Annotated in this window: 27 protein-coding genes; 14 read left to right on the top strand and 13 right to left on the bottom strand. The window is 49.6% G+C overall.

Translation table 11 applies throughout. From position 1 onward, the window contains the following. Positions 1 to 36: 36 nt before the first annotated feature. On the bottom strand, positions 37 to 591 hold the full coding sequence (locus tag JHJ32_RS18455) for a hypothetical protein (protein ID WP_079715709.1): 555 nt from the start codon (positions 589 to 591) through the stop codon (positions 37 to 39). A gap of 6 nt (positions 592 to 597) precedes the next feature. Beyond that, positions 598 to 2,127: a 2,3-bisphosphoglycerate-independent phosphoglycerate mutase gene (gpmI, locus tag JHJ32_RS18460; RefSeq protein ID WP_200121970.1), complete on the bottom strand. Its 1,530-nt coding sequence runs from the start codon at positions 2,125 to 2,127 to the stop codon at positions 598 to 600. Between gpmI and JHJ32_RS18465 the strand changes: the two genes are divergently transcribed. From JHJ32_RS18465 to JHJ32_RS18500, 8 genes are all read left to right on the top strand, one after another. Further along, positions 2,099 to 2,392 (top strand): hypothetical protein, encoded by a 294-nt coding sequence (locus JHJ32_RS18465; RefSeq protein ID WP_200121971.1) that lies wholly within the window; start codon positions 2,099 to 2,101, stop codon positions 2,390 to 2,392. The genes gpmI and JHJ32_RS18465 overlap by 29 nt on opposite strands. Positions 2,393 to 2,505: 113 nt before the next feature. Further along, positions 2,506 to 2,859 (top strand): DUF4783 domain-containing protein, encoded by a 354-nt coding sequence (locus JHJ32_RS18470; RefSeq protein ID WP_079715712.1) that lies wholly within the window; start codon positions 2,506 to 2,508, stop codon positions 2,857 to 2,859. A gap of 142 nt (positions 2,860 to 3,001) precedes the next feature. Next, entirely contained in the window at positions 3,002 to 3,862 is an 861-nt protein-coding gene (gene nadC, locus JHJ32_RS18475) for a carboxylating nicotinate-nucleotide diphosphorylase (protein WP_200121972.1), read from the top strand. A 45-nt stretch (positions 3,863 to 3,907) separates the two neighbouring features. Further along, positions 3,908 to 4,555 carry a glycerol-3-phosphate 1-O-acyltransferase PlsY gene (plsY, locus tag JHJ32_RS18480; RefSeq protein WP_079715713.1) on the top strand — a complete coding sequence of 216 codons (648 nt, stop codon included), beginning with the start codon at positions 3,908 to 3,910 and terminating at the stop codon, positions 4,553 to 4,555. A gap of 79 nt (positions 4,556 to 4,634) precedes the next feature. After that, entirely contained in the window at positions 4,635 to 5,447 is an 813-nt protein-coding gene (locus JHJ32_RS18485; RefSeq protein ID WP_079715714.1) for a M48 family metallopeptidase, read from the top strand. 51 nt (positions 5,448 to 5,498) lie between these two features. After that, positions 5,499 to 6,149 (top strand): pyridoxamine 5'-phosphate oxidase, encoded by a 651-nt coding sequence (gene pdxH / locus JHJ32_RS18490; protein WP_079715715.1) that lies wholly within the window; start codon positions 5,499 to 5,501, stop codon positions 6,147 to 6,149. Next, positions 6,122 to 6,664 (top strand): NADH-quinone oxidoreductase subunit C, encoded by a 543-nt coding sequence (locus JHJ32_RS18495; RefSeq protein ID WP_233632750.1) that lies wholly within the window; start codon positions 6,122 to 6,124, stop codon positions 6,662 to 6,664. The genes pdxH and JHJ32_RS18495 overlap by 28 nt, the downstream gene beginning before the upstream one ends. Before the next feature lie 26 nt (positions 6,665 to 6,690). Beyond that, positions 6,691 to 7,887 (top strand): NADH-quinone oxidoreductase subunit D, encoded by a 1,197-nt coding sequence (locus JHJ32_RS18500; RefSeq protein ID WP_200121973.1) that lies wholly within the window; start codon positions 6,691 to 6,693, stop codon positions 7,885 to 7,887. Positions 7,888 to 8,179: 292 nt separating this feature from the next. On the opposite strand, the gene JHJ32_RS18505 is transcribed toward JHJ32_RS18500, so the two are convergent. The 6 genes from JHJ32_RS18505 to JHJ32_RS18530 all read right to left on the bottom strand — a co-directional run bounded on the left by JHJ32_RS18505 (position 8,180) and on the right by JHJ32_RS18530 (position 12,964). Next, complete coding sequence (locus tag JHJ32_RS18505) at positions 8,180 to 8,776, bottom strand: outer membrane beta-barrel protein (protein ID WP_200121974.1); 597 nt, start codon at positions 8,774 to 8,776, stop codon at positions 8,180 to 8,182. A 348-nt stretch (positions 8,777 to 9,124) separates the two neighbouring features. Then, complete coding sequence (gene dnaJ / locus JHJ32_RS18510) at positions 9,125 to 10,270, bottom strand: molecular chaperone DnaJ (protein WP_200121975.1); 1,146 nt, start codon at positions 10,268 to 10,270, stop codon at positions 9,125 to 9,127. A 12-nt stretch (positions 10,271 to 10,282) separates the two neighbouring features. Further along, on the bottom strand, positions 10,283 to 10,873 hold the full coding sequence (locus JHJ32_RS18515) for a nucleotide exchange factor GrpE (protein WP_079715719.1): 591 nt from the start codon (positions 10,871 to 10,873) through the stop codon (positions 10,283 to 10,285). 143 nt (positions 10,874 to 11,016) lie between these two features. After that, a complete protein-coding gene (locus JHJ32_RS18520; RefSeq protein ID WP_079715720.1) occupies positions 11,017 to 11,697 on the bottom strand; it encodes a cell division ATP-binding protein FtsE in 681 nt (226 codons plus the stop codon). 4 nt (positions 11,698 to 11,701) lie between these two features. After that, a complete protein-coding gene (locus JHJ32_RS18525; protein ID WP_079715721.1) occupies positions 11,702 to 11,905 on the bottom strand; it encodes a fructose-6-phosphate aldolase in 204 nt (67 codons plus the stop codon). A gap of 42 nt (positions 11,906 to 11,947) precedes the next feature. Beyond that, a complete protein-coding gene (locus JHJ32_RS18530) occupies positions 11,948 to 12,964 on the bottom strand; it encodes an acyl-CoA reductase (RefSeq protein ID WP_200121976.1) in 1,017 nt (338 codons plus the stop codon). Positions 12,965 to 13,132: 168 nt separating this feature from the next. On the opposite strand from JHJ32_RS18530, the gene JHJ32_RS18535 reads away from it, so the two are divergent. Then, positions 13,133 to 13,483, top strand: a complete 351-nt coding sequence (locus tag JHJ32_RS18535; RefSeq protein ID WP_200121977.1) for a 4Fe-4S dicluster domain-containing protein — start codon at positions 13,133 to 13,135, stop codon at positions 13,481 to 13,483. A 73-nt stretch (positions 13,484 to 13,556) separates the two neighbouring features. Here the strand turns inward: JHJ32_RS18535 and JHJ32_RS18540 are convergent, their stop codons facing one another. Both JHJ32_RS18540 and JHJ32_RS18545 read right to left on the bottom strand, forming a co-directional pair. Then, complete coding sequence (locus tag JHJ32_RS18540; RefSeq protein ID WP_079715723.1) at positions 13,557 to 14,027, bottom strand: universal stress protein; 471 nt, start codon at positions 14,025 to 14,027, stop codon at positions 13,557 to 13,559. 107 nt (positions 14,028 to 14,134) lie between these two features. Then, on the bottom strand, positions 14,135 to 14,782 hold the full coding sequence (locus tag JHJ32_RS18545) for a YceH family protein (protein WP_079716020.1): 648 nt from the start codon (positions 14,780 to 14,782) through the stop codon (positions 14,135 to 14,137). Between the two features lie 110 nt (positions 14,783 to 14,892). Here JHJ32_RS18545 and JHJ32_RS18550 point away from each other — a divergent pair, with 110 nt between their 5' ends. From JHJ32_RS18550 to JHJ32_RS18565, 4 genes are all read left to right on the top strand, one after another. Then, a complete protein-coding gene (locus JHJ32_RS18550) occupies positions 14,893 to 15,807 on the top strand; it encodes a histone deacetylase (RefSeq protein WP_079715724.1) in 915 nt (304 codons plus the stop codon). Between the two features lie 25 nt (positions 15,808 to 15,832). Beyond that, on the top strand, positions 15,833 to 16,888 hold the full coding sequence (locus tag JHJ32_RS18555; protein WP_079715725.1) for a nucleoid-associated protein: 1,056 nt from the start codon (positions 15,833 to 15,835) through the stop codon (positions 16,886 to 16,888). 72 nt (positions 16,889 to 16,960) lie between these two features. Further along, positions 16,961 to 17,695, top strand: a complete 735-nt coding sequence (cmoA, locus tag JHJ32_RS18560) for a carboxy-S-adenosyl-L-methionine synthase CmoA (RefSeq protein ID WP_200121978.1) — start codon at positions 16,961 to 16,963, stop codon at positions 17,693 to 17,695. Between the two features lie 6 nt (positions 17,696 to 17,701). Next, positions 17,702 to 18,427 carry an isoprenylcysteine carboxylmethyltransferase family protein gene (locus JHJ32_RS18565; protein WP_079715727.1) on the top strand — a complete coding sequence of 242 codons (726 nt, stop codon included), beginning with the start codon at positions 17,702 to 17,704 and terminating at the stop codon, positions 18,425 to 18,427. On the opposite strand, the gene JHJ32_RS18570 is transcribed toward JHJ32_RS18565, so the two are convergent. After that, on the bottom strand, positions 18,424 to 19,545 hold the full coding sequence (locus JHJ32_RS18570; protein WP_233632751.1) for a Gfo/Idh/MocA family protein: 1,122 nt from the start codon (positions 19,543 to 19,545) through the stop codon (positions 18,424 to 18,426). The two genes, JHJ32_RS18565 and JHJ32_RS18570, sit on opposite strands and share 4 nt — an antisense overlap. A gap of 376 nt (positions 19,546 to 19,921) precedes the next feature. On the opposite strand from JHJ32_RS18570, the gene JHJ32_RS18575 reads away from it, so the two are divergent. Further along, the gene (locus JHJ32_RS18575) at positions 19,922 to 20,461 is read left to right on the top strand and encodes an HD domain-containing protein (RefSeq protein ID WP_200121979.1); all 540 of its coding nucleotides are present in this window, start codon (positions 19,922 to 19,924) and stop codon (positions 20,459 to 20,461) included. Here JHJ32_RS18575 and JHJ32_RS18580 read toward each other — a convergent pair. Next, positions 20,453 to 20,848, bottom strand: coding sequence for a group III truncated hemoglobin (locus JHJ32_RS18580; protein WP_200121980.1), 396 nt, complete (start codon positions 20,846 to 20,848; stop codon positions 20,453 to 20,455). The genes JHJ32_RS18575 and JHJ32_RS18580 overlap by 9 nt on opposite strands. 69 nt (positions 20,849 to 20,917) lie before the next feature. Beyond that, a complete protein-coding gene (locus tag JHJ32_RS18585) occupies positions 20,918 to 23,350 on the bottom strand; it encodes a sugar-binding domain-containing protein (RefSeq protein ID WP_233632752.1) in 2,433 nt (810 codons plus the stop codon). Positions 23,351 to 23,375: the final 25 nt, after the last annotated feature.

The raw sequence follows: 23,375 nt of genomic DNA on the forward strand, positions 1-23,375 counted from the left end.
GTACCGCAAAGCCTTTTTAGTTGGAATCCTGTCCCTTTAGCGGATAAAGGCACTCACGGCGTAATTGCTTTCACCAATGATCTGTACCCGTTGTTTTCTGATGATTCGATATAGCGAATCAGGATAATAGTCAAGTTGCTCGCCAGTCTGGTAAAGCATATTTTGTACCTTATTGACAATCCGGATACGTTTGATGTGGCCATTCGTATCTTTTTCCACCGTAATCTGTTCAGTGCGCAAGTCCGGGTCGATGGCGGTATAAGTCAGCAAAGACGCTGTACTGTCCACTTGATAGCTATGCTGCCAAGCCGGCTTGTTGATGTCAGACTCGATAAACAATGCCAGTTCATTTTGCCAATTACCAATCCGGACATCATGAGTTTCTGTTTCGCCGTTTTTCGATACGGTTTTTGTAACCGTCGGTGCACGTTCCTGCAGCCGCGTTGCCTCGCTGTTGAAATACGCTTCCAGGCCGAAATAAGGGCTTGTTTGGCTGTCGGACTGGACGTCGGCAGACCCAGTACAGGATATTACCCACACCGAAAATGCGCAAAGGAGGCTTGCGCTGAATATCCGATTACGTTGAACCATGCGCCACTAAACCAATATCGTTCCCGTCATTTCCGCAGGAATAGGCAGCCCCATCATCGTTAGTATCGTAGGCGCGATATCGCCGAGCTTGCCGTCAGACACGGACTTGTAGTCGTTGTCAATCAATATACAGGGGACAAGGTTTGTTGTATGCGCCGTATTGACCGAACCGTCATCGTTGATCATAAATTCAGCATTGCCATGGTCAGCAATGATAATGAATGAGTAACCAGCTTTAAGCCCGCATTCCACAACCTGCCTGGCGCAGCCATCCACGGTTTCCACCGCTTTGACTACCGCGTTGAATACGCCGGTGTGCCCCACCATATCGGGGTTGGCAAAGTTGAGGCAGATAAAATCCGGTTTGTGTGTGACGATATCATCACATATCGCATCGGCGACGCCTTGTGCGCTCATCTCGGGCTGCAGGTCATACGTCGCAACCTTGGGCGAAGGGATGAGTATGCGGTTTTCACCATTGAACACCTGCTCGCGGCCACCGGAGAAAAAGAAAGTGACGTGCGGATATTTCTCGGTTTCGGCGATGCGCGTTTGAGTTTTATTGTTCGCTTCGAGCACTTCGCCCAGGGTATTGACGAGGTTATCTTTGAGAAAGAGCACCTGAACATCCTTAAATGTCTCGTCATAAGTAGTCATGGTGAGGTAGCGCAATTGAAGCGGATGCATACCCTGTTCCGGAAAGGCCCGTTGCGTAAGTGCCATCGTGATCTCACGCCCTCGGTCCGTACGGAAATTGAAACATACCACGATGTCGCCATTTTTGATCGTCGTAAGCGGAGTGCCATAGGCGTCGGTCTTGACGATTGGCTTAACGAATTCATCGGTGACACCCGCTTCATAGGATTGCTGTACGGCCTTCGCCAAGTCCTGCGTAGATGTCCCAATGCCATGCACCAACAAGTCATATGCCTGTTTTACACGTTCCCAGCGGTTGTCGCGGTCCATCGCATAGTATCGGCCAATCGCCGAAGCCAGCTGCCCTGTACTCGACGAAAGAAACTGTTCCATGTTAGTCAGGTAGCCAACACCGGAATGCGGGTCGGTATCCCGTCCATCCAAAAAGGCGTGGATAAATACCTGGTCATTGCCAAGTCCCGCATGTTTTGCAGCATCACACAAGCCTTTCAGGTGTAAGGTGTGCGCATGCACACCACCATCAGACAGTAAACCGATGAAGTGCACATGCTTGCCATTGTTTTTGGCGTATGCAAAAGCCTCCTGAAGGAGCTGGTTTCGTTCAAACTCCCCCTCTCTGACGGCCTTATGTATCCTTCCAAGCTCTTGGTAGACGATTCTTCCGGCCCCCAAATTCATGTGGCCAACTTCCGAATTTCCCATTTGGCCTTCAGGAAGGCCAACCGCTTCGCCGGAAGCCTCTAATTTAGCATGCGGATAGCGGGATAATAGTTCATCCAAAAAAGGTGTATTTGCCGCTAACACAGCATTTGACTGATCCTCTTTGCCATAACCTAAACCATCTAAGATTATGAGCGCTACTTTTTTATTCGTATTCACAGCAACAAACTTAGACAAAGTTGCTTTTATATGCAATTATAATCGCGTTCATAAAAGCAATATGACCGATAGCGCCTTGCCGCCGAGAAAACTTTTATCGGGAAAATATAATCCCATTGCTGTGAAAAAATGGGGCGAAAGCCGCGTAGCCGCAAATGACTTTCCGGAAAAAATGGCATGTTTTTGGCTAATGATACCCCAGAAAGAGCATTGGCGGTTTAAAATGCCTTTTGTAGAAAAAATGCTACACTTTCTTATGCATTAAAGTTTTAATATTGCCAATTAGCAAACAACACGCTTGAATAAACAACTACGGTGGAAGTAAAGGGAAACAGATTAATAAGAAGGGCAACGATTACGGGGATAACGTGCTTATTTATGGTGTCGAGCCTCGCCCATGTCAGCGATGTAATCGATGATATTGCCTCATGTATCCGAAGCGCCAATACGAAGGAACTCTCCAAATATTTTTCTTCCACGGTAAGTATGACCCTGCTGAATGACGAGGGCATTTATTCGCGGGTTCAGGCCGAGATTATCCTGCGCGATTTTTTTGGCAGAAATACACCTACGGGGGTGAAAATGGCCCATAGGCTGGATTCCAACCCCAGCTTCAGGTATGTTGTGCTCAACCTGGAAACCTCCAAGGATACCTACCGGGTTTCGTATAAGTTGACAAACAATGAAAATACCTTTCAGGTAACGGAGTTCCGTGTTGAATCCGTTTACTAACCATTGCCTAATTTTACTTTTATTCGCATTATTTTATTTTTAATAGCCATCTTAGCAGCGTTTTTAACCAAATGCTTGAATGTTTGTATACCTGGATAGCCATCGCTTATGACAGGTATAAATGGTTTTGATGCTATATCGAATGACTCAAGAAGAAAAGGACAGGCTGCGCCGATTCATCGAGGCTGCACTTGCTGAAGATGTCGGGGAAGGCGATCATACAACGCTATCAATTATCGCCCCGGGGAAAATCGGGGAGGCGCAATTAATTATCAAGGAGCGGGGCGTGTTGGCGGGCGTAGAGGAAGCGCTTGCGGTGTTCGACCAAGTGGATCAGGGGTTGCACGTATCGGTCTTTCTTGAAGACGGGCACGAGGTGCAAGTCGGCGATGTTGTCTTGCAGGTAGAGGGCAGCATTCACAGTATTCTGATGGCAGAAAGGCTGGTATTAAATATCATGCAGCGCATGAGTGGTATTGCTACGGCTACCCATCGGATTGCGGTGGCCCTGGCTGGCACGCCAACCAAGGTATTGGACACCCGCAAGACAACGCCCTTGATGCGATTTTTAGAGAAAAAGGCGGTATCCTTAGGCGGCGGGGTCAACCATCGATTCGGTCTCTATGATATGATTCTGATTAAAGACAACCATGTAGACTATGCAGGCGGCATCAAGCAAGCCATCGAGCATGCAAACCAATACCGGAAAACCCTGGACAAGCCCATTGCCATTGAAGTCGAAGTCCGGAATCTTGACGAAGTAGCCGAAGCGCTGAATGTCGGGGGTGTTGATCGGATTATGCTGGATAATTTCAGCCCCGACCAGGTACGGGAAGCGGTGACACGCATTGACGGCCGGTTTGTGACCGAGGCCTCGGGGGGCATTACAGAAGAAACGGTCCGTCAGTATGCAGATGCCGGTGTGGATTACATTTCCATAGGTGCACTTACCCATTCGGTCAAAAGCTTGGACATGAGTTTAAAAGCCAAACTTATCGAGTAATAGGTAGATGTTGTTTTTTGCGTCTTTTTCGTTAACTTGCGATTCATGATATCGATTTATTTAGTCGGGGCAGTCGTGTTAGCCTATCTATTCGGTTCTATTCCCACAGCCGTATGGTTAGGCCAGTCGTTTTACGGCGTAGATGTACGGGAATATGGAAGTGGCAATGCAGGAGCAACCAACACGTTCCGGGTATTAGGCACCAAGGCCGGTGCAGCCGTTATGTTTATCGATATCCTAAAGGGCTGGACGGCCACCAATCTCGCTTATTTTATCGGGCCATCCGTCACCGGTCCACAAGCGGCAGCCCAATTTGTCAACTATCAGCTGGCGTTGGGTGTCATAGCGGTACTGGGTCACCTTTTTCCTGTTTTTGCGGGCTTCAGGGGCGGCAAGGGAGTCGCTACACTATTTGGGATGATATTAGCGGTCCATTTTCAGGCGGCGCTGGTCTGTGTGTCCGTTTTCATCATTATGCTGCTTCTTACGCATTATGTATCATTAAGCTCTATCACGGCGGGATTTGCGTTTCCGTTTAGTATCGTCTTTTTGTTCCATACGTCGGTCAAGTCAGTTTTGCTATATGGGATGTGCATCTGCGTGTTGATTTTAATTACCCATCAGAAAAATATCGAACGGTTGCTGAAAGGTAAGGAATCAAAAGTTTATTTGTTCCGAAAACGCAGTACATAGTCTGTGCGGCAATTCGGCATGTATATTGCTGTTTGGCATAACAAGGATCGTCAATCGAACAGTGTTAAATTTGAACGTCATGAAACCATTTATTAAAGGCACTTTTTTATTACTGATTTTTGCAACAATCGTTTCCTGTGCAACCGTGCCGCTGACCGGGCGGAGGCAATTGAGTTTAGTCAATGAGGCAGAGATCCAGCAGCAGGCGGCGCTGGCCTATCGCGACTTTTTGGGCGATTCGAAAACCAAAATAATCAAAGGGACATCGCAGGCGCAACAGGTACAACGCGTAGGACAGAACATTGCCGCTGCGGTGACCCGCTTCCTGCAAGAAAACGGGTATGGTAATCAATACAATTTCGAATGGGAATTTAACCTCATTCAGGAAGATCAGATCAATGCTTGGTGTATGCCTGGCGGTAAGGTAGCTATCTATACCGGTATTCTGCCTGTTACGAAAAATGAGGCCGGCCTGGCTACGGTAATGGGGCATGAGATCGCACATGCTATTGCGAAACATTCTGCCGAGCGCATGTCGCAGACCATTATTGCACAGGCCGGGGGAGTAGCAGTGGATGTCGCCACCGCCGAGCGGTCCAATACCACCCGTGCAGTGCTTAATACCGCATACGGATTGGGTGGGCAGCTTGCACTGTTGAGTTATTCGCGAAATCAGGAGAGCGAAGCGGACCGGCTGGGGCTTGTTTTCATGGCGATGGCCGGCTACAACCCCAATGAGGCTGTCGGATTCTGGGAACGCATGGCACAGGCAAAGCAAACCCAGGGCGGAGGTGCTCCACCGGAGTTTTTAAGTACCCACCCCAGTGATGCGCGGCGTATCAACAACATCCAGCGCTTGATACCCGAAGCCATGGCGTATTACAAGAAGTAGCGGTTTTCGCGCGGTTTTTCGTATGTTTGTGCAATAAACAACACATGCGAAATGACGAAGCAAACGGATATAGGAGCCATCCGAGCAGAATACGAAATGGGACAGCTCGATGAGGGCGATGTCCTGCCCGATGCCGTTGCCCAATTTCAGAAGTGGTTTGACGAGGCACTCGATCGGCAGGTCATGGAGCCCAATGCCATGGCCTTGTCCACGGTCTCCGCAACGGGTCGGCCATCTTCTCGGATCGTGCTACTCAAACAACTGGATGAATCAGGTTTTGGTTTCTTTACCAATTACGAAAGTCAGAAGGGCACCGAGCTGGCAGGCAATCCATACGCTGCCCTGCTGTTTTTTTGGCCGGAATTGCAGCGCCAGGTGCGTGTCAGCGGCCGGGTGGAGAAGATGATTGACGAGCTCTCGGATCGCTATTTTCAGTCTCGTCCCAAAGGCAGTAAGCTGGGTGCTCTCGCGTCGCCCCAAAGCCGGCAGATTACAGGGCGGAGTGTGCTGGACAACCGATTGGCTGAACTCGAAGAGCAGTATCAAAACGTAGCATATATCCCAAGGCCACCGCACTGGGGTGGGTACCGGTTAGTGCCGGACTTGGTGGAATTCTGGCAGGGAAGGGGCAGCCGGTTGCATGACCGGCTGGTTTACGAAAAGCAGGACGGGCAATGGACGATCAAGCGGTTGGCACCTTAAGCAGGGCGTTTAATATGGATGTTTTTTTACGCGTTAAATCCTTGCTTGCCGCGCAGTTCGGCGAAGCGGTTGTCGTAGGCGAGGAAGTGGCCGGATTGCAGCCGGCGCTAATTATATCGGGCGAGTGGCTGCCGCAGGTGTGTTTGTTTTTGCGGGATCATGAAGCAACTTATTTCGATTTTCTATCGTGCATCAGTGCTGTCGATAATGGGCCAGCTGCCGAAACATTTACCGTGGTGTACCATCTGGCCTCCATTCCGCACCAACATCAGCTTACGCTCAAAGTCATGATACAAAACGATCGGCGGTTGGATAATTTGCCTGTCGTGCCCAGTGTAAGTTCGGTATGGCGTACTGCCGACTGGCATGAACGGGAAGCGTTTGATCTCATGGGCATCTATTTTGAAGGCCACCCCGATCTAAGACGGATATTATTGCCCGACGATTGGCACGGGTATCCTTTGCGTAAGGATTATGAAGAAGCTGAAACGTATCACGGTATCCCCATTAAGTAAGGCAAGATATCAGAGCTACAATCAGTATGAGCGAAACACCTTATCAAGAAGCCCAGCGCGCTTATGAAGCCCGGATAGCGGCCATTGGCGCCGAAGAGATGGTCATCAATATGGGGCCGCAACACCCGTCGACACACGGCGTATTGCGTCTGCAACTGATTACAGACGGTGAGCTTGTGAAAGAAGTCATCCCGCATGTTGGTTATTTGCACCGTTGTTTTGAGAAGCACGCCGAATCCATGAATTACGGAAAGACCATCCCGTTCACGGACCGGATGGATTATTTGGCCTCCATGAATAACAGCCATGCGTTTGTAATGGGGGTAGAGCGCATGCTGGGCATCGAAAAGCAATTGCCCAAGCGGGTTGAATACATCCGCGTTTTGGTATGTGAGCTCAACCGTATTGCTTCCCACCTGATTGCAATCGGTACCTATGGTATCGATATCGGCGCATTTACGCCGTTTATGTGGTGTTTTCGTGACAGGGAGCATATCATGAATATGTTGGAGTGGGCTTCCGGCTCAAGAATGTTGTACAACTACATTTGGGTAGGCGGATTGTTTTACGACCTGCCAGTGGGGTTTGAAGCCCGTTGCGCTGAGTTTGTGCAGTATTTTAAGCCCAAGTTGGCCGAGCTGGACGAGCTGTTGACCAATAACCGGATTTTCGTGTCACGTACTGCCAATATTGGCGTGTTGCCTGCTGACGTGGCTATCAACTACGGCTGTTCGGGTCCAATGTTGCGGGCCTCCGGTGTAAAGTGGGACCTACGAAGGGTAGACGATTATTCCGTTTATCCGGAGCTTGAGTTCGATATTCCAATAGGGGAGGGAGAAATGGGTCACGTAGGAGACTGTTGGGATCGCTTCAAAGTACGCGTGGAGGAAATCAAGGAGTCGGTGCGGATTATCGAACAATGTCTGGATCGCCTGACCAAGGCATTAAAACGAACGGCAGATTTCGATCCGAGGGCCTTGGTACCCAAGAAGGTCAACTTGAAGGCGCAGGATTACTACGTGCGTGCTGAAAACCCAAAGGGTGAGCTGGGATTTTATTTTATTACACAGGAAAAGACAGACATCCCCAAGCGGGTGAAGGCCCGTGGCCCAAGTTTCCACAACCTGTCGGTGCTACCGGAGCTGGCGAAGGGTGTACTTATCGCTGATTTAATAGCCATATTGGGTTCAATTGATATTGTTTTGGGAGAAGTTGATCGATAATTCCGCATTTATGGCGATATTCAGCGTTGTCCGGGTTAATGGACCGCGTTTTTGGCAGATATAAAAAAATAATTTAAAATAATTTTGAAAGTGTGAAATAAACACTATCTTTGCACTATCATAATTTAGGTTTATAATTGGTTAGTAAAGGTTTCCATTCTCCCCGTTTGGAAACCTTTCGTTTTTTAGTGAGGTGTTTATTTTCGGTGCTTGCCTGCCGGTTCAGCGGGGGGCATAAAAAAAACCACTTGGAGTAACCCAAGTGGTTTTTAGCAGGAGTAGTCTTTACTGCTTAGAAGTAAAACTGTACACCAAGCCGTGGAGCCAAAGAGTTAGCATTCAACCCAAAAGAGTTGGTGGTTACGTTGCTTCCTTCTTCCGGCTTAATGCTGGAGTTCTGATAGTATAAACCTCTTACTGAAAGTTCAATGCCGATTTTGCTCGTTGGGAAATATGCGAATCCCGGAGCCAGCTCAACACCGTAGCTTTCAACGTTGCCCAGTTTGGTGTCGTCAGCCTTTGCTGTACCCCAGGCCATGGGTACTGAAAGTTGGCCAAAGAACTTGAAATTGCTGTCGCCTTTGTATAACCGGGCAAACGGCGCCACGCTGAACGCGTGTACGGTATTGCTGCTTGAGAAAACGTCTGCGCCTGCAGTGTTTTTCTCGTACGCATAGCCAATGCCGGTACCCACGGCAAAATTGTCACTGACAAAGTAGCCCACGGAAGGGATGATGCCCAGTGAATGGCTGTCGATGTCAGCGTCCTTGACGCTTGTATAGTCATACGACACGTTTCCGCCCAAAATGAATTTTCCTTTTTCAGTTTGTGCATTAGCTACGAAAGTTACTGCAATTGCAGCGGATAAGGTTAAAAATAGTTTTTTCATGATGTTAAAAAATTTAGTTAAAATTTTGCCATTTTGCTGTTAAACAATTTGACTTTTTAAGTCAATATGCAATTGCAGTGCCAAAATTCATGAGTTGGATATGAAATATGTCATCCTTAGGTCTCTTTTTATAGCAAAGTGATTTAGATATAATTATTGTCTATTGTATGTCAAAAAGCTTTTTTTTTACCAGAGTCAGATTTTGGTATTGAATTGACGGCCGGCCTTTTTTCTGGGATGTGTAGTGAGCTGACTTTTTGATATTTATAGTCAGTGCTAAATAACAAGGGCCAAAACGGAATTCCGTTTTGGCCCTTTCCTTTATAAGAAATTTAGTGAAATGTGCCGTTATTCGAAGTACTCCTTTATGCGTTCGAAAAAGGTTTTTTCGTTCTTTCCCGGCTGGGGCCTGAAATTTGGCGAATTGCGCAAGCGTTCGAGGAGCTCCTTTTCTTCAGCGGATACGACTTTCGGGGTCCACACGTTGACGTAAACCAACTGGTCGCCCTTATGGTAGGAATTAACTTCAGGTACACCCTTCCCTTTAAGCCTTAATATCTTACCTCCCTGGGTGCCGGCTTCAATTTTAATTTTTGCCTTGCCGTCAATAGTGGGGATTTCGGCGCTCGTACCCAGTGTTGCGTCGACGAAGTTAATGTACAAATCGTAAATTACGTTGGTGCCGTCGCGTTTAAGGGTTTCGTGCGGTATCTCTTCAATGAGGATGATCAGGTCGCCTGGCACACCGCCACGTGGGGCGGCATTGCCTTTGCCGCTCATGGACAACTGCATGCCTTCGCTTACGCCAGCCGGTATATTGATGCTGATAGTTTCCTCGCCGCGTGTCAATCCGTCACCATGGCAGACGGGGCACTTTGCCGAAATTTCTACGCCTTCCCCATTACAGGTAGGGCAGGTGCTGGTGGTTTGCATCTGGCCAAGAATGGTATTGGTGACCCGGCGCACCGTGCCAGTACCGCCGCAGGTACGGCATGTATGAAAGGATGCTTTGTCCTTTGCGCCGCTTCCGTCGCACGTGGTGCAGATGACCTGTTTGTTTACTTTTATTTTCTTTTCGGCTCCTTTGGCGATCTCCTGTAGGTTGAGTTTTACTTTTATCCGTAGGTTGGTGCCCTTGGCTACCCGGCGGCCACCACGCTGGCCACCGCCGAAGAAACTCTCAAATGGGCTGCCGCCACCACCGAAGATATCCCCGAACTGGCTGAAGATATCCTCCATATTCATATTGCCGCCACTGAAGCCGCCGGAAGCACCGCCTGAGTGTCCAAAACGGTCATACCGTTGCCGCTTTTCGGGATTGCTGAGTACTTCGTATGCCTCCGCCGCTTCCTTGAATTTTTCTTCAGCTTCCTTATTGTCCGGATTTTTATCCGGGTGATACTTGATGGCCAGTTTTCGGTAAGCTGACTTTATTTCCGCTTGATCTGCGTTTCGCGAAACGCCCAATACATCATAATAATCTCGTTTTGCCATGCTTACTTACTATTAACTGCCAACAACAACTTTGGCATGCCGCAATATCTTGTCATGCAAAAAGTAACCTTTTTCGATCTCATCGATTACTTTGCCCTTCAGGTCTTCACTCGGCGCAGGCACGTTGGTAATCGCTTCCTGCAATTCGGCGTCGAAGGGTTTTCCAATTGATTCCATTTCTTTCACTCCTTGGTGGACCAAGACATTTTTTAGTTTATGCCCCACCAGCGATACGCCTTCTTTCAGGGGAGCAACTTCGGTAGCCGTCTCAAATGCTTTCAGCGCCCGCTCGAAATCGTCGATTACGGGTAGTAAACTGGCAATAATCTCTTTGCCGGCAGTCTGCATAAGTTCGATGCGTTCTTTGGCTACTCGCCGTTTGTAGTTGTCAAACTCGGCATATAAACGCAGGTACTTGTCGTTAGCGGCCGCTAATTCAGCAGTTAACCGCTCTTCGGCTGTCGGTTCTTCCTTCATCGGTTCTTCGGTCGTCGTACCTGCTTCGTTTGCGCTTTGCACATCGGTTGGCTGCATTTCTTCCGCAGCAGATTCTTTTTCTACCATTATTTCGTTATCCTGATTCTTTTTTTTGTTTTTCGCCATAGTTAGTTGTCGTTACTGTTGTCAACTAGTTAATCCGGGTCTCAATTTTATTGCCAATAGCGAAATATCGGTCACCCTGTCAGTTCCGTGCGGCGACGGGCCCGCAAAATGGCGGGCTGAGGGAGGCACGATAGCCGCGGCGGCTATATCGCCACATTATCGAGCAAAGCGCCATTGGCCGTCTTAATGATACGCGATGGCATATTGCGGATGATCTGGTAATCGTGCGTTGCCATAAGGATAGCTGTTCCGCCTCGGCTGATTTCCTTCAGCAACAAAACAATCTCTTCGGAGGTTTCGGGGTCGAGGTTGCCGGTGGGCTCATCTGCCAGGATAATTTCCGGATTATTCAGCAGTGCACGCGCGATGACCACCCGTTGTTGTTCACCGCCGGACAGTTCATGAGGCATCTTTTTCAATTTGGAACGAAGCCCCACTTTTTCCAGCACATCCAGCATTCGAGCATTGATAAGGGCTTTATCTTTCCAGCCTGTGGCCCTAAGTGCAAACTCCAGGTTTTTTTCCACGGTGCGATCGGTAAGCAGGTGGAAATCCTGAAAGACGATTCCCAGCTTCCTGCGTAGAAAAGGTACTTCGCGTGCGCTAAGTTTCTTCAGATCGAAGCCCGCCACCATTCCCTCTCCGCTGGCGATATGCAAGTCGCCGTAAATGATTTTCAGCAGGCTGCTTTTTCCGCTCCCCGTCTGGCCGATGAGGAAAACAAATTCGCCTTTATTGATTTTCAGATTTACGTTGGCAAGCACCAAGTGTTTGGGTTGGTAGATATCAACGCCTTTGAGTGTAATAACCGTATCGCCTATCATAAGCTTACAATTCTAGTTTCTTGATTTGTCCAAAAGGCATCTTTTGCACAATTTCCATGATATACTCCGCTTTATCGGCCAGCCCAAGTTTTTCCAATGATTTATCCGGGCGGTCTACCCTGAAGTAGGCAAGCAATGTAAATGCATCATCACGCAACTGGACATAATCCGGTATTTTAGCTACGCCCTTGACCTTAATGACATACATGGTGTGGCAAAGTTAACATTAATTAGGTGAAAGATGAAGGCTTTATCGATGTTCAGCCAAAAAGTCCAACGTATTTACGCCATCCGCATAATCGTCGAGTGCCGGCCGCTGGCTTTGGCCAAACCGGACAGTAGGTACAGCGGTTTCCAGCGGCTCAAGGCTGACCGCGCATTGCAATTGGGCCGCTGATTCGGCAAGCTTGGCAACGAGCGCATCCCGGTTGTCATATTCCTCCATGTACACCGTGGCCAATGGCGAGGCTATCCGTTCATCAGGTTTTACCAAGAGGAAGCCGTTGTCATAGTGCACATCGCCATTGATGAGATAAATTGATTTGTTATAGTCGTAGTTGTTGGCGTATTTATGGTGGTTAATGATGTCAGAAAAAGGCGTTATACCTTCAAAAAATGCCGACAGCGCGTACCCTTTCGGTACAAAAAGCTTTGCGACGCTTCGACAGCCCAAACCAAAGTAATCAAAGATGTCATTGCCCAACAGCCGGAGCGCTTCAGACGTCTCTTTTCCGGTCAGGACGGCTACGCTGTTGCGGTTTTTCCGTATAATGTGGGGTTTTTTGCCGAAATAGTAGTCAAAATAACGCGCCGTATTATCGCTGCCTGTAGCGATGACCAAATCGAAATTTCCCAAGCGTTCGGCGACGGCAATCTTGCGGGCGAAGGCGGGTTCGATCTCCTGCAGTTTGGTTATCACGTGCGTAATCAGCAGTTGGTCGGCAGTGGCGGGTTTTATTTGGACGTTGAAGCCCGCACAGAGCGCGCACAAGATGTCATGGAAGCCTACCAAGGGGATGTTTCCGGCCAATACCAATCCAACCGTTTGGTCCGTTTCTCCGTCAAATGGGTATGGCTCAAGCCATGCACCAAGTTGCTCTTTGGATAAGTTTAATGCTATGTTTTTCAGTGCTTTATCGATATTAGGCTGGGTAAACCAAGCGTTGTGATATCCGGCGGCTTCTACAACACGCCGTAATTCCGGACTGTCTGCGCGTAGGTAATCTCCCAATAAAGCAAATGCGTCGATACGTTGTTTCTTTGTCAAAATGTTAATCTTTAACCCCGGTTTGCACAATATTTGTATTATCTTTGCAGAAAATCAGCATCGTTTAAAGACGACTGATTAGGTCGTGAACGTTTAGCCCGGTACATCGGCGCGTTCAAAACGGATACAAAAATAAGTTTTTTATTTTATCATAATTGTAAGCGTTAAATGGCAATCAAGATAACAGACGAATGCATCAATTGCGGGGCGTGCGAACCGGAATGCCCAAATAATGCGATATACGATGCAGGGGTGAGTTGGCGGTTTTCGGAAGGTACTGGACTCAATGGGATTATCGATTTCGGTGATGGCACCACGTTAGATGCAGATGAAGAGCAACCCGCGATATCGGATGAGGTTTATTATATCGTTTCGGACAAATGCACTGAATGTGTAGGTTTCCATGACGAGCCGCAGTGTGCAGCAGTATGTCCAGTTGATTGCTGTGTAGACGACGAGGACGTCCGGGAGACGGAAGAAGAGCTATTGGCCAAAAAGGCGTGGCTGCACGGCGAGTAATGGCGGAATTACGTCGGATACGACAAACAGAAAAAGCCTCCGCCAAGAAACGGGGGCTTTTTCGTTAGCACTGTTAGCACTTACCGGGTATTACCAATACCGGGCAGGGGGCTCGTCTAATTACGCTTTCAGATACGCTGCCGGATATAAAGTGGTCAAATCCTGTGCGCCCATGCGTACCCATAATAATGAGATCGGCTGCCCATTCACTGGCCACGGTCAGTATCTCTTGTTTCGGGGATCCGATTCGGCTAAATGTAAACACCTCCTTTACATCGTGGAATTGCTTACTGATTTCCTCCAGTAGGATTCTCGAATTTTCCTCCTGTATTTCCGTGGTTTCGGGGATGACGATCGGCTGCTGTCCCATTAACGGATCAGCACCGTAGTTTGTCGGTGCCGCCGGCTCGATGACATGTACCAAGGCCACGGATGATTCCATCATTTCAGCAAGGCTGTGGCCATGCTGCAGCGCTTTCTTTGAACATTCGCTGTCATCCGTTGCGATGAGTATGCGGCTGTATTTTGCGGGTTTTGCGTCCATAACTACGAGGCTGATAGGGTTAAACTTTTGTAAAGATAACAACTATTGGTTTAATTTAGTTTTTTCGGCGCGCGAAATATGCAGCGATTGATTAACAAAGTTTGGCGCTACGACAGCTCTTGCATCAGTTTATCAAATTCGGCACGTAGTGCAGCCAACTCGGCTTCAACTTTGGATAGCCGCGCTGCAAGTTCGGCGGACGAGCCTGTGTCACCGGTTTCCAGCTCACTGTCGTCCGGAAGCTCGTCGCCGCCCAACAGGTGCATATAGCGGGCTTCTTTCTGTCCCGGCCGTTTAGGGAGTTGCCTCACATAAGGCGGCTCGGATCCGGCAAGGTTATCCAGCAGCGCTTGGACCTCGTCGAGCGATTCGAATTCGTGCATCCTGCCCGAATTGGTGTTAATCTCTCCCGGTGTCAGCGGGCCGCGCAGCAACAAGAGGCATATGATGGTCACCTCGGCGGGAATAATGGGGTAGACGACCGCAAAATTGTGTTTGTATTTGGTTACCCGGCTCGAGCCCCCGGTGACCGTCGATACCAATCCCTTTTTTCGCAACGAATCCAGCGTGGCAATCACCGTACTGTCGTCGTAATTGACCACCGGTTTCCGCGATGTTTTCTGATTGCATGCCGCAACCAGCGCATTCAGTGTAAGGGGATAGTATTCAGGCGTCACTTTCGATTTTTCCATCAGTGCCCCCAATACGCGTTGTTCTTCAGCAGACAGGACCGGAAGGGTGGGTGTTGTATCCATGGTGTGGTTTACTATCATTTTGTTAGCCATCAAAAATCATGTTTTTATCGCAAATAAACAACTTTGTATTCAATATGGTTGCTTCATTTGCTATCTTCGCCGTCTAATAGATGGCTGTTCCGTTGCTCAAGATCGCTTATCATCCCAGCTATGCCCACCCGTTGCCAGAGGGCCATCGGTTTCCCATGGCCAAGTACGAGTTGATTCCGGCGCAGTTGCTGCACAGTGGCACCGTCCAGCCCGATAATTTTTTTGAGCCGGGGTTGGCCGGCGTTGAAACCATCATGCAAGCACATGCAGCTGACTATTGCCGGCAGTTGCTTGACGTATCCCTCGCTCCGGCGATGGTGAGGCGCATCGGGTTTCCGTTGTCAGCGGCACTGGTTGCGCGCGAACTCCGGATCGTGCAGGGCACGATTGAGGGCTGCTTTTTTGCGATGGAATATGGCGTGGCGTTCAATGTAGCGGGGGGGACCCACCATGCAGGATACGACTGGGGCGAAGGTTTCTGTCTGCTCAACGATCAGGCTGTCGCTGCAGCCCATTTGGTCAATAGCGGTATATGCCGCCAAGTATTGATTATTGATTTGGATGTACACCAAGGCAATGGCACGGCACAGATTTTTGAGGGCGACAGCCGTGTGTTTACGTTTTCGATGCATGGCGAGCACAATTTCCCGTTCCGCAAAGAGCGGTCAGATCGGGATGTCGGCCTGCCGGACGGCACAGGAGATGAAGTCTATCTGGCCTTACTCGCCCAGCACTTGGAGGCGCTTTTCCGCGAAGTGCGTCCCGATTTTGTGTTTTACCAAGCGGGCGTAGACGTACTTGATACCGACAAACTGGGCAAGCTTGCGCTGACCAAAGCCGGATGCCTCAGCCGTGACGAGATGGTGTTCAGCCGCTGCAAATCCGCCAATATACCTGTACAGGTAAGCATGGGCGGCGGCTATTCTCCCCATATTCGCGATATTGTGGACGCCCATTGCCGTACGTTCGCCGCAGCTATCCAATGTTACGATTGAATGCATTCACCATAAATCAAGTACCATGTTTTACCATACCGATGCTGTTATCGAACAGTTGGCCATCCACCGGGTGGGCAATAAGCTACAAGATGAATTTTATGTGCTCAGTGACCACCCCATTGCCTTGGAAGACGAACTGCTGGGGCAACTGCTGATGCATTATTTCTTAAGCCCGTTTGCCAAGGTCAATGAAGTTTATCGGCTGTTTCACGCCAGTGGTACGCTCGCACTCAACGAGGTTTTCCATTTCTCGAAGGCTTTTTTCCAAGGGGAGCTGGGGTTCCACGAGTTGAGCCAGCAGCTATGTAAGCACCTGTTTGAAGCGTCCAATCATCCGAATATCAAAGGCGGTGAGCTATACGTTGTGCGCCTGCGCGGTGTCCAGCTTGAAGGGGAGCTCCATGAGGCTGTTGGCATTTTCAAATCCGAGCATAAAGAAACATACCTCAAGGTATCGCCTCGCCAAGGAGCGTTCGACGTCGATTATGAGCAGGAAGCCATCAACATCAATAAGCTGGATAAAGGCTGCTTGATCGTCAACACCGAACAGGAAGAGGGGTATAAGGTGCTGGTCGTCGATCAGACCAACCGCCAGCAGGAAGCCCTTTATTGGAAAGATGATTTCCTGGGCTTGCGTATACGCAACGATGCTTTTCACCAAACAGGCAATTTTCTGAAAGTATACAAAAAGTTCGTCGATGAAGGGCTGGACGAAGCGTTCGATCTGGAGCGTACAGACAAAATCGACTTACTCAACCGGTCGATGGATTACTTCAAAGACAAAGAAACATTCAAGCAGGAAGAGTTTGAAGAAGAGGTGCTGGGCAATCCGAAGGCCATCAGTCTATTCAACGATTACCGGCAACAGTTTGAGGAGGCATATGAATCGCCGTTCGGCGACCAGTTTGACATTTCCAACCAAGCGGTAAAAAAGGTTCAGGCCGCCTTCAAAAGTGTACTCAAGCTGGATAAGAACTTTCACATTTATGTGCACGGCAAGCGGGAATATATCGAGAAAGGCTACGACGAGGAGAAAGGAATGAATTTCTACAAGCTGTATTTTAAAGAAGAGCACTGATTTTTCCAGTTTTTTTCCAGATTCGACGGCTACTTTGGTCGCCATCAATCCTTATAAGCTGGAAAAAACTTTATGAGCAGTACTAAAGACAGTGTATTCAGTGAGGTGATCAAAAAGCCTTCAGACTTTAAATTCGGCGCTACGGTGGCTAACGCATTCGACGATATGGTGGAGCGCTCGGTACCCTTTTACAACGAGATCCAGCGGATGATTATTGAACAAGCCAGTGATTTCGCCGTACCGGGCACCAACGTCTACGATTTGGGCTGCTCCACGGGTACGACTTTCCTCAACCTGGACCCCTACGTGGATAGTACCGTCCGTTTCATCGGGGTGGATGACTCGACAGACATGCTCGCAAAGTGCGCCGAAAAACTTGAGCAAGCAAACCTTATGCGGGACTATGCGTTGAAGCATGCCGACCTTCATCACGACTTCCACATCGAAAATGCTTCGGTCGTCATACTTTGTCTTACCTTGCAGTTTGTACGGCCGATATACCGAGAAAAGTTGATCCGTAAGATTTACGAAGGCCTTACTTCGGGGGGCGTGCTGCTGATAGCCGAAAAGATATTGGCGGAAGACAGCCTGTTCAACCGCAATTTTATCACCTACTATTATGACTATAAGCGCCGCAATCAGTATAGCGAGCTTGAAATTGCCCAGAAAAGGGAAGCGTTAGAAAATGTGTTGATTCCATACAAGCTCAGCGAAAACATGAAAATGCTGATGGAGGCCGGTTTCGGCCACACCGAAGTGTTTTTCAAGTGGTATAACTTTTCGGGATTCATCGCCATTAAAAACTAACTATTTATGGTGCGCATTGGCAATTTTTTCTTTAGGTACCGCAATTACCTGTTCATCTTCCTTTACCTCGCCCTGTTTATCCCGTCGCCACCGCTATTCAGCGAGCGGGATTTCGGCCCCGATTTTTACTGGTACCCCTTGATCATCGGGCTGGCGATTACCGTTATCGGACAGCTCATCCGGGGCATGACGATTTCGCTGGCATATATCGTACGTGGGGGCAAAGACAAAAAAGTATATGCCGACCGGTTGGTAACCAATGGCATCTTTGCTCATTGCCGCAATCCGCTGTACGTGGGCAACATCCTGATGTTGCTTGGTGTGGGCATTCTTGTCAATTCACTGTTGTACCTTTTGTTTTTTATTCCGCTTTTTTTATTTATCTATCAAGCCATTGTGCTGGCAGAAGAAAAGTTTTTGCGGCGTAAATTCGGCGTTGAGTTCGAGGCCTATGCCCAAAACGTGCATCGCTGGCTGATCAATCCGGTAGGGCTTGCCAAAACCATCTCCGGCATGCATTTTTTATGGCGGAGATGGCTCATCAAGGAATACAATACGCAGGTGGTCTGGCTCGTAGGCATAGCGCTGATCCTTTTTTTCAAGTACACCCACTGGCGTTGGGATGCCGCCACGCGCAATGGGTGGTTCATTGTAGTGCTGCTGACGCTGGCGGTCTACTACCTGACCGTGCGCTACCTGAAAAAATCCGGCAAGTGGGCGGTTGCTGCTTAGCCCCTTAGTTCCTGCCGTTGGCCGGTTGCACACGCGGCATAGATGGCGTCCATGATTTTCAGGTCTTTCAAACCTTCCTCGCCATCCACCGGCACGACCGGTTTGTTGTTATCGAGGATAATGCCCGCCATCTCGTCCATTTGCAAGGTCTGGTGCGTCACATGAGGTTGGGTAAGCTCGCCCTTGTTTGTGCGGCCCTTAATGGGGCCGTATCCGGTTGAGGGCTGCAGCTCGGCAAAGCCCTTTTCGCCGTTGAGGAAAAAGCGGTCGAGGTAATTCATGTTGTATGTAGACAAGCATGACGCCACTGCGCCGCTGGGGAAGCCCAGCTGGAACTGGATGGTTTCGTCCACCCCCTCCTTGAATTTGGCGGTATCGGTTTTGGTTTCCTGTGCGGTGACCCACACCGGCTCTTCGCCCACCATGTAGCGGGCACCGTTTACGGCGTAAATACCGATGTCCATCAGCGAACCACCTCCAGCCAATGCTTTGTCGAGCCTCCATTGGTTCGGGTCGCCGATGCGAAAACCGCACTGGCCCTGAAAGAACATGATTTTCCCCAATTCGCCCGCCTGCCGCATCCGGACCACCTCGAGTGTTTTCGGTTCGAAATGCATGCGGTAGCCTACCAGGAGTTTGACGCCGGCGTTGGCACAGGCATCCACCATTTCCTGGCCTTCTTTAGCGTTTAGCGCCATAGGCTTTTCACAGATGGCATGTTTCCCCGCTTTCGCCACGCGGATGACCTGGTCATGGTGCAGTGCGTTGGGCGTGATTACATACACCGCGTCGATGTCGGGGTTGTCCTTGATGTTATCAAAATTTTCATAGTTATAACGGCTTTTTTCCGGTACCTGGTACTTAGCGCCCCACTCCTGGAGCTTGCCAGGCGTGCCGCTTATCAAGCCGGTTATTTTTGCCCGTTTGCAGGATTGCATGGCCTCTGCCACACGAGAAGCGTATCCCCCGAGGCCCATCAGTGCCACCCGCAGTACGGGGCCTTGGCTGACGGGTAGGCGAAAGTCAGCATGGCCGAATGCATCGTATGACGACAAGAAAGGCATAGCTAAGGCTGAAGCAGCCAATTTTTGCAGGAAATCACGGCGTGAATTCATCATCGTATTTGTTTTATGGTTTTGTAATTTGATAAGGTAACAATACCGTAATCAGTTAGTTTGTCTTTAAGTTACATAGCAAACTTAATTAAATTGCCGCTAATATCCAAAGCGGCAAAATGACCCGCAGGGTCCCTGCGATTATCGTTGCATATCAAAGCAACTTTACCTAAGTTTGTAATACGTCGAGTTGGTTTCCCGGAACAACATTAACTTTTCATCATGATGAACCCAAAACAACTGGTATTCGAGCATTCCCTCACACAAAGAAATGTGGGAAAAAGCGTTGCAGCTAATCAAAACAACAGCAGAGCGAAAATCGGCCGACGGGCCGGCACAAACGAAGTAAACGGGCCGTCAGCAATCAAACCACAGCAGCATGAATGCAATAATCGATGCGGTCTTAGCATTCGCAACGAACGCCCACGAAGGGCAAACGCGTAAGTACACCCCAGAACCCTACATTTCACATCCCATCCGTGTGATGGAGCGCTGCAAACTTCATACAGACCGTGCCGCTATCCATGCCGCGGCTTTGTTGCACGATGTGTTGGAAGATACCGCGGTGGATGCAGCGCAGCTCTCCAGGTTTCTCCATGGCCTTATGCCCGAAAGCATGGCCCGGGAGACGATGACCTATGTCGTGGAGCTGACTGATGTTTATATCAAAAAAGACTACCCGCAATTCAACCGCAAAACGCGTAAACAGCTGGAGCTTGATCGGCTGGCCAATATTTCGCCAAATGCACAGACGATCAAATACGCCGACATCATTGACAACGCATCCGAAATCGCCGTGCACGATCCGGATTTCGCCCGCGTGTTGCTTTCGGAGTATCGCCAGGTACTCAAGCGCCTGGTCGAGGGCGATAGCGCGTTGTACCGGCAGGCGGTAAAGGCAGCATCGTCTTTATCGTAAAGGTTTTGATGGATGGTGGCGGTAATACGTTATTTTAGATAAAAACATCGCAGCCATCTTTTCCGCGCGCCATTTAACCTCTTCCGCTTTTTCACCCTCAAAAAGGCTATCCACCGTATCGCGCCACAGTCCCAGCCAGGTGTTGAAGTGTGCTTCTTCAATAGGTAGAGGAGCATGCGGCGGAAACGGGCTGCCACCATACGTATGTTCGCCCAGTAGAACGGTTTGCCAGAAACGGTACATCTTGTCCAAATGTTCCGGCCAGCGGTCCTGGATGGCGTTGTTGAAGACCGGGCCGATAAGCGCATTGCGCCTTACCATTCCGTAAAACGTATCGACAAGCAGCCGAATGTCTGCGATTGTTTCAATATCTTTCCTATTGCCCATTTGCCAGGTAAATATAACACATTTTACGGAGATTTCCTTATGCGGGCGTTCGTTGTTTCATCGGTGGCGCTATTGGACATCCAAATTCAATTCGACCGGCTTTAACCACGGACTGGAAAGCCTTACGGTCACCGTGCCCGGTTCGCGGGTGGTTTCGATATATGCCAGCAACCGGCCATGGTAAGCGTTGTGGACATTATCGGTATAATCACTCATGTCGGAGTTGTTGCTGCCTTCCAGCCCCAGCAGTCTTGCGGGGCCTTCTATTTCCACGGTGATTTTGTCGTCCGAAATCATCACCGGTATTCCGTTTTCGTCGGTTACGCCGATGGTTATGTGTGCGACATCCCGATCCGCGCTTAACACCGAGCGATCGGCACTTGCCGTAAGCTGGTATGGGCGGTTTGACGTATGGATGGCATAGCGAGCAGCTTCGGCGCCTTCATTTAAGCCTATGGCTTCCAGCTTGCCGGCGCGGTAGGGGATGTCCCAATAATATACGCCGGTTTCCTCATCAAAGCTGGGCGGCGTACCCAGCTGCGTACCGTTTAGCACCAGCTGCACATCAGCACAGTTGGTGTAGCTGACCACCCTTACTGTATCGCCTTCGGCATAGTTCCATATCGGCCATGCATCTATTGACGTCTGCTGCCGTCCGCGGTGGCGGAGTGGGTAGGTGCCGATATACACCATGGGGTCTTCGGCCCATAGCGACTGCCGGTAGTAGCCCCTCGGCTTGATAAACCCGCCAAAGTCGAGCAATCCGGAATAAAATCCCCGAGACGGCCATCTTCCTGACTCGCCGAGGTAGTCAATACCGGTCCACAGAAACTGGCCGAATATATAGTCGTTGTCACGCACAGCTTTCCACGCATTTAAATCATGCCTGTTTTCGCTGCCGTAAATGATGCGTTCGGGGTACGTGCGGTGGTCCTCTTCATAGCGGTTTTCTGTATAATTATAGCCCGCCACATCCAACGCATCCGGGTAACCGGTATAATTTGACATCACCACGCCTGCCAGGGCAGCAGTGACGCGCCGTGACGTGTCGTGCTCCTTGACCACCGTTACCAATCGCTTGGCAATATCGCCCAGTTCCATGGCATCGGGCCGGTCCGGCTGATAGCCGCCATAAACCTTCTGTCCGATAGTAGCGCCGTCAAGTACAGGGTGCGAATACGGGTCGTTGGGGTAATCGACCTCATTGCCGATACTCCACAGGATGATGGAAGGGTGGTTTTTGTCACGCAGCACCATGTCGCGCAGGTCGGTTTCTCCCCATTCTTCGAAATTCGGCGCATACCCATCGAAGCCGGGCGTACCGACGTTCCAGCCCTCAATCCATTTCCGCTTTGGATGCCTCCATTCATCAAATGCTTCGTCCATGACCAGTAATCCGAGCTCATCACAGAGGTCATATACATCCGGCGCTTGTGGGTTGTGGCTCATCCGGACGGCGTTGCAGCCAAGCATTTTGAGGTTTTTCAGCCGCCGTTGCCACACTTGCCGGGGGACGGCCGCACCAAGAACGCCAGCATCGTGGTGTATGCAGACCCCCTTTAACTTCATCCACTCGCCGTTGAGTGCAAACCCCTTGTTGGCGTCAAACGTCAAGGTACGGATACCGACCGTGGTGGCCATTTCGTCGATCGTATTTCCCTGTCGGACAATGGTGGTTTGCAGGGTATACAGGTTGGGGTTATTCACAGACCATAGGCTTGGAGACGGCACGCGCATTTCCTGTGCAATAGCTGCTACACTTTTTGCGGCGACCTGCTGCCGTTTTTGCACCTTTGCCACCGGCTTGCTGCTGCCTCGTTGGAATAATTCCTGTACGACGGTCACTTCCGCCGGCGCGTCGGTTGTGTTTTTCACCTTAGCTTCTACATCCAGCAAAGCCATATCCGTTTTGACATCTTTCGCAGCATAGCTTATCCCCCAAAGGTCGATATGCACTGGATTGGCATACGTCACGTATACATTCCGATAAATCCCCGAGCCGGTATACCAGCGCGAATCGGCATACCGGCTATGATCGACCTTCACCGCAATCGTGTTTTCCGTTCCAAAGTTGACATAAGGCGTAAGGTCATATTGGAAAGACACATATCCATTGGGGCGTTTGCCCACAAGGTGTCCGTTTACAAAGACTTCACTGTTGTTGTATACCCCTTCGAAATAAATATACACCTGCTTACCTTCTTTATCAGCGGGTATATGGAGCTGTTTCATGTACCAGCCGATACCTCCGGGCAGGTACCCGGTAGCGCTGGCCAGCGTGGGGCTCAGCGGAGCTTCCACGCTCCAATCGTGCGGCAGATTTACCGGTCGCCAATTGTCATCATCCCATTTGGCTGCAGCACCGCTATCGAGGTCGCCTTGGTGGAATTTCCAATCGTCATTCAAGCGTACCGATTGGTTTGACAGCTGCGCGCAAAGAGCGGCAGGCAGAAGCAGCGAAAGCGCAAGTGTGCTGAGCGAAAAAAGGTGTTTTATTTGCATGATTGAATATTGTAAGTACTAAGAA

Origin of the sequence: Parapedobacter sp. ISTM3, assembly GCF_016533505.1 — a bacterium.
GTDB classification, from domain to species: Bacteria; Bacteroidota; Bacteroidia; order Sphingobacteriales; family Sphingobacteriaceae; genus Parapedobacter; species Parapedobacter luteus.